This window comes from Hyphomonas sp. (assembly GCF_041689225.1).
Taxonomy (GTDB): domain Bacteria; phylum Pseudomonadota; class Alphaproteobacteria; order Caulobacterales; family Hyphomonadaceae; genus Hyphomonas.
In genome coordinates this window covers 1-5,701 of the sequence record NZ_JBDNGN010000007.1, presented here as the reverse complement: position 1 = coordinate 5,701, position 5,701 = coordinate 1, and the positions used below count along the sequence as shown (strand labels likewise).

Sequence of the window (5,701 nt, the reverse complement as noted above, 5' to 3'; positions counted from 1 at the left end):
CGCGACGTGTTCGCGCAGCATGTTGCCCGTGACGGCCGCGTCCTTGAGATTGCGTCCGGCACAGGCGAGCATGGCGCCTTCCTGACCGAGGCCTTGCCCGGCCTCGACTGGACCTATTCCGATATTGATCCGGCCGGCCTTGATAGCCAGCAGGCCTGGCGCGCCGCCAGCGGGCATGACCGCCTGCACGGACCGCTGGCGCTCGATGCCAGCCTGCCTGACTGGGGCGAGGCGGAAGCTGCCCGGCCATGGGACGCGGTCGTGTCGATGAACATGGTGCATATTGCGCCCTTCACTGTGGCAGAGGGTCTGTTCGCCGGGGCGGGACGTGTGTTGGGTGCAGGCGGCAAACTGTTCCTGTACGGGCCTTTCGGCCGCATGGGGGTCATCGCCCCGTCGAATGCGGTCTTCCGCGAAAACCTGCAACGTCGCAACCCGGAATGGGGCGTGCGCGACCTTGATCAGGAACTGCTGCCGCTTGCGTCTCTGGCGGGCCTCGTGCTGCAGGCAGTTGTCGACATGCCCGCCAACAACCTCGCGGTCGTATTCGAGCGGATCTGAGAAAAGTGAGAGAGGCGCGCCTCTCTCCCGCACGCGCATCACTGAACGGCCCGTGCTGGCAACAGCGCATAGGAAATATGCGCCGGTCTTTCCGACCGTTACTCAAATGCCTGCATACTAGGCCCATCGTTGCTTCACAAAGGCCCGGCTGGCGCCGGTCGGTCGGGGAAGTGGCGGGATCGGACGGCGCTGTATCGGAACTGTCGACGGGCAGGAATATTGGGCGCCTGGCGGCATCGGGCAGAAACAAACGGGTACACCCAAACTGTCATAACCAGACCATAAAATCCGATCGCGCGGGCGGCGCTGGCCTGGCAGCCAGCCAACGTCAATAGCGATAGCCATACGCTCGGGCCATTGCATCCGCCCGCGCCACCTTCGCCGCTGCACCCCACGGGCCGGCCCGATGGGGATGTTGGCGCGGGACGTTCGGGTGGACATTGTCGCGTGACTGTCTGAAATACACGGCATGAAACAGATCATGAGCCTTGCATTCGTTGCGCTGCTGGCGGCCTGCCAGACGGCGCCGGTTGAAACACCCGTTGCCGACAGTCCGATTGAGGTGCCGCAAGCAGAAACCGTCGCCGCGGCCACCGATCCGATACCGGGCCAGCAATGGCTGTACGGGTCTGCCGAGGCCAGCGTGGTAATGCGGCAGACCTGGGCGAGCATTGCGGGCTACGTCGAGGCGAAGGCTGCCAGTGCACCCACACAGGGCGTTGTGCTCACACCGGACAGCTCGCCCAGAGCGCCGTCATTCCTCGCCTGCGAAGGCAAGGCGCTGGCCGCTGTGTTTGATGCAGACGAGACGCTGATCTGGAACCTCGGCTCGATGGGTTATTTCGCCAGCGAAGGAATCGCCTTCGCCCCCGCGATCTGGGACAATTGGGAGAAGACCGGTGCAGGCAAGGCCGTGGCCATTCCGGGCGCACTGGCAGGCCTTGATCGCATTCGTGCGGCGGGTGTGACGGTGATCGTCAACACGAACCGTTCGGCTGAGAACGCGGTCGGGACAGAGGACACGTTGCGTGCTGCCGGGATTGGCGATTTCTCGCACGAATCGACATTGTTTCTGCGCGGCGACGCGCCGGACGGGTCCGGCAAGGATGGCCGCCGCGCCATGATCTCTGAAAATTATTGCGTGATCGCGCTGGTCGGCGACCAGCTGGGCGATGTTGCCGATCCGTTCAATGACAAGGCATTGAGTGTGGCCGAGCGCCGCGCGATGACTGAGGCACCCGCCGTCGCGAGCCTGTGGGGCAATGGCTGGTTCGTCCTGCCGAACCCGGTCTACGGCCCGTCGATCCGGGGCGGTTTCGACGACGTGTTCCCGCCGGCAACACAATGGGCGCCGACACCGCCGGCAGACGTGGCGCCGATCAACTGAGCTTCCCCACTCATTGCAGGGATACCGCACATGCCGCTGTTCGTGGTGACGTTCAAACACCTAAATGAGGCAGGCTGGCAGTAGCATCTTGTGGCGCATCTCGACTATCTTCGGGAGATCGAAAAGGAAGGGCGCTTGCGCGCATCCGGACCGTTCACAGACACGCCGGGCAAGACAGCCATGCTGATCCTGTCGGCGCCGGACCGCGAAGACCTGATGGCCTTGATCGCGCGTGACCCCTTCGAGATCCACGGCCTCATCGAGGACATGACCGTCAATGAATGGGACCCGATCTTCGGCGTATTCAACGACGAATCGACCATGCCGGGGCGGTTTTTGCCGAAGCGCGACTGACCCCTAGTTTCCGCCGCCGAACTGTTCGGTCCATTCGGCGACCTGTTCGTCCTCAATTTTCTGGAACAGCACGTCCGGCGGTGTAATGGCCAGGCCGGGCGGCAGGGCATTCAGCACGGCTTCCGGGCTTCTGAAGTTGAAGTTCCAGTGTTCCTGAGGAATGCCCAGCGCATCGAGAATCTTCGCGCCGGTTTCCGGAATGATCGGTAGGCACAGGATGCCGAACAGCGCCGCCAGGTTCAGGCCCGTGCGCACGCCCACAGCCGCTGCATCGACGTCGGACTTGTACTTCACCCACGGCTCGGCCTTGGTCAGGTATTCATTGCCTGCGGCCCAGATTGCGCGCGTTTCGGCAGCTGCTTTGCGGAACTCCATCGCCTCGTAATAGTCGATCAGGCGCGGCAGGCGCTCGGCCAGTTCGGCCGTGATCCATGCCTCGGCCTCGCCCGGCTCGCCGCCGTCGGGCACCTTGCCATCAAACTTGGCGACGCAGTATTTGGTGATCCGGTTGACGAAATTGCCGAGCACGTTGGCGAGGTCTGAATTGACCGCCGCCTGGAATCCTTCCCATGTGAAAGCCGCATCAGAGCCTTCCGGCGAATTGGCGATCAGGTACCAGCGCCAGTAGTCAGCCGGCAACAGGTCCAGGGCCTGGTCCATGAACACGCCGCGCTTGTTGCTGGTCGAGAACTTGCCGCCATACCAGGTGACCCAGTTGAACGCTTTCAGCTTGTCGACTGTCTTCCACGGCTCGCCGCTACCCAGCAGCGTGACCGGGAAACTCACCGTGTGGAAGGCGACATTGTCCTTGCCCATGAACTGGACATATTCGGTCTCGTCGGCGCCCTTGTCGGTGCGCCAGAGGGATTCCCAATCGCCGCCGGTCGCCGCAGCCCATTCCTGGGTCGCCGCGATATAGCCGATTGGTGCATCGAACCAGACATAGAAGACCTTGTTTTCGTAGCCGGGCCGCACCGTGCCGTCGGTTCCGATCACCTCCACGCCCCATGACAGATCGCGGGTAATCGCCCGGGCGATCAGGCCTTCGTCCAGCCATTTGTTGGCGATGGACACCGCCAGGCTCGGCCAGTTGGCGCCCTTCGTGTTCACCCAGGCGCGGATTTCGTCCTGCGACTTCTCCTGCAACAGGTAGAGATGGTTGGTGTCGCGGATCTCGATATTCTTGCTGCCCGAGACCGAGGAATAGGGATCGATCAGGTCGACCGGGTCGAGCAGGCGCCCGCAATTGTCGCACTGGTCGCCGCGCGCCTTCTCGAATCCGCAATGCGGGCAGGTGCCCTCGACATAGCGGTCGGGCAGGAAGCGGCCATCATCAACCGAATAGACCTGTTGGCTGGTGCGCTCCTCGATCAGGCCGCGCGCCTCCAGCACCTGCGCGAAATGCTGTGTCAGGGCGTGGTTGGCAGGCCGCGACGAGCGCCCGAACCAGTCGAAGGACAGGTTGAAGCCTTCGCCCGCCTTGCGCTGGATGGCGAATTGTTCGTCGCAATATTGCTGAACCGGGATCTGCATTAACTGCGCCGCCAGTTCGGCCGGCGTGCCGTGCTCATCGGTGGCGCAGATATAGGTCACGTCATGGCCGAGCAGGCGCATGGTGCGCGCATAGACGTCCGCCGGCAGCATCGAGCCCGCGAGGTTTCCGAGGTGCTTGATACCGTTGATATAGGGCAGGGCAGACGTAATCAGGATGCGCCGGGGTCGCGTCATGGGCGTGTTTTCTTTCCGCTTAGGGCGTTTTGAGGCAATATTCGGGTCGGCTGCCCGCTGGAACGGGACTTTTAGCGTGGTGAGCCGGAAAAGAAAGAAACTTGGGAGGATTTAACATGCCAAGACTCAGTGGAGTGAACCTGCTGGGCGTGCTGCTGGCCGCCATCGTCATGTTCTTCGTCGGATTCGTCTTCTACGGAATGCTGTTTTCAGGCCATTGGATGGCGGCGCGCGGCTATACGGTGGATATGGCGGCAGACGCCAATCCGGCCTGGATGGCCGGCGGTTTCCTGATCGAACTGGTGCTGGCCTTCGGGCTCGGCTGGGTGCTGAAACTCAGGGGCGCCAAGGGCCTTGCGGCCTGCGTATCGACCGCCCTGATGCTGGCCGTGGTCGTGGCTTTCCCGATTCGGGCCTATGATTACGTCTACGGGCTGTATCATTACCTGCCGGGCCTGATGGTCGACTGGGGCCATATCCTGGTGTCGCTCGGCCTTGCCGGCGTGGTCCTGTCCTTCTTCGACTAGGCATTTCGCGCAAAGAAAAGCCCCGGACAGTCAAATCGACCGGCCCGGGGCAGTGCGTTGGACAAAGGGGAGCGGTGACACCCCTTAGATCCAGCCAAGGGAAACGGGAATTACAGGCCGTAACCGGGTTCGGCCGTCAGCACGACGTCAACACGGCGGGCCAGCGGGGCCTTTGCGCGCATCGGCATCGTGGCATCGACCTTTGGGGTGATGTCCGTGTGTACTTCCGGCGCGCGGATGCCGCGGGCACTGAAGGCGTCGAGCACGGCGGTTGCGCGCGCTTCGGACAGGGCGGCGAGATCCTCATCGGAATGGGCTTCTTCCGACACGACTTCGGCGTTGATCTCGGTGACGGCGCAGCCCGCAAGGCGGTCGCTCGCCGCGTTCACGGCGCGCATCGAGTAGGATGACAGCATGGTTTCATAAGCCGAGAAATAGACCGATACGGTCACGTCTTCACAGGCTTTTTCGTGTGTTATCTGGGCTGGCACCGTGGGCGGCGGCGGTGGCAGCTGGCCATAGGCAGGGGCCTGCATCACGGCCGCGACAGTCAGGCCGGTAAGGGCGATCATCGAGCGTTTCATGGCGTGTTCCTTCTTGCATATATAGTTGTTGATACTGGACCTACGCATGAAGTGGGGCCGAAAGGTGCAAGCCGCGAGGCGAATGGGGCGGTTGCAAGGTGATTGCGAGAATTCGTGTCCAGCTGCCTCGGACAGCCGGAACATGAAATATTGGTCAGGCTGCAATCCTGCCATTGTTTCTCCATGTTGCAGTGCAACATATGAGTCATGGACAACCGCGCCATCTATACGAGCCTCAAGACGGGCAAGCGCATCTACCTGAGGCCGATCCGGCCGCAGGACGGCCTGCGCCTGCGTGAAAGCATCGCCAACCTGTCGGACCAGTCGCGCTATTACCGTTTCTTCTCGGGCATGAAAAACGTGCCGGATTCGGTGCTCGACCGCCTCCTGGCCGTCGATGGCATCAACCATCTCGCCTGGGGCGCGCTGGACCTGGCCGAACACGACCTTCCGGCCATCGGGGTTGTCCGGGTCATTCGCGATCCGCCAACCGGTGTCGCCGAACTGGCAATCGCCACACTGGACGCATTCCACAATACGGGCCTGGCCCGAATCCTGAT

Annotated in this window: 7 protein-coding genes; 5 read left to right on the top strand and 2 right to left on the bottom strand. The window is 62.6% G+C overall.

Annotation, left to right across the window (positions count from 1 at the left end; genetic code table 11):
• The 3 genes from ACESNB_RS00780 to ACESNB_RS00770 all read left to right on the top strand — a co-directional run.
• Window positions 1–561: DUF938 domain-containing protein (locus ACESNB_RS00780; RefSeq protein WP_373002576.1), on the top strand; the 561-nt coding region annotated here is incomplete at its 5' end.
• Window positions 562–1,042: 481 nt separating this feature from the next.
• Window positions 1,043–1,948: a 5'-nucleotidase, lipoprotein e(P4) family gene (locus ACESNB_RS00775; RefSeq protein ID WP_373002574.1), complete on the top strand. Its 906-nt coding sequence runs from the start codon at window positions 1,043–1,045 to the stop codon at window positions 1,946–1,948.
• Window positions 1,949–2,038: 90 nt separating this feature from the next.
• Window positions 2,039–2,302 (top strand): YciI family protein, encoded by a 264-nt coding sequence (locus ACESNB_RS00770; protein ID WP_373002572.1) that lies wholly within the window; start codon window positions 2,039–2,041, stop codon window positions 2,300–2,302.
• Between the two features lie 3 nt (window positions 2,303–2,305).
• Here the strand turns inward: ACESNB_RS00770 and metG are convergent, their stop codons facing one another.
• Entirely contained in the window at window positions 2,306–4,030 is a 1,725-nt protein-coding gene (gene metG / locus ACESNB_RS00765; RefSeq protein WP_373002570.1) for a methionine--tRNA ligase, read from the bottom strand.
• Window positions 4,031–4,146: 116 nt separating this feature from the next.
• On the opposite strand from metG, the gene ACESNB_RS00760 reads away from it, so the two are divergent.
• The gene (locus ACESNB_RS00760) at window positions 4,147–4,557 is read left to right on the top strand and encodes a DUF1761 domain-containing protein (RefSeq protein ID WP_373002568.1); all 411 of its coding nucleotides are present in this window, start codon (window positions 4,147–4,149) and stop codon (window positions 4,555–4,557) included.
• 110 nt (window positions 4,558–4,667) lie between these two features.
• Here the strand turns inward: ACESNB_RS00760 and ACESNB_RS00755 are convergent, their stop codons facing one another.
• Window positions 4,668–5,141 (bottom strand): hypothetical protein, encoded by a 474-nt coding sequence (locus ACESNB_RS00755; RefSeq protein ID WP_373002566.1) that lies wholly within the window; start codon window positions 5,139–5,141, stop codon window positions 4,668–4,670.
• A 207-nt stretch (window positions 5,142–5,348) separates the two neighbouring features.
• On the opposite strand from ACESNB_RS00755, the gene ACESNB_RS00750 reads away from it, so the two are divergent.
• A partial coding sequence (locus ACESNB_RS00750; protein ID WP_373002564.1) for a GNAT family N-acetyltransferase occupies window positions 5,349–5,701 on the top strand: 353 nt, incomplete at its 3' end.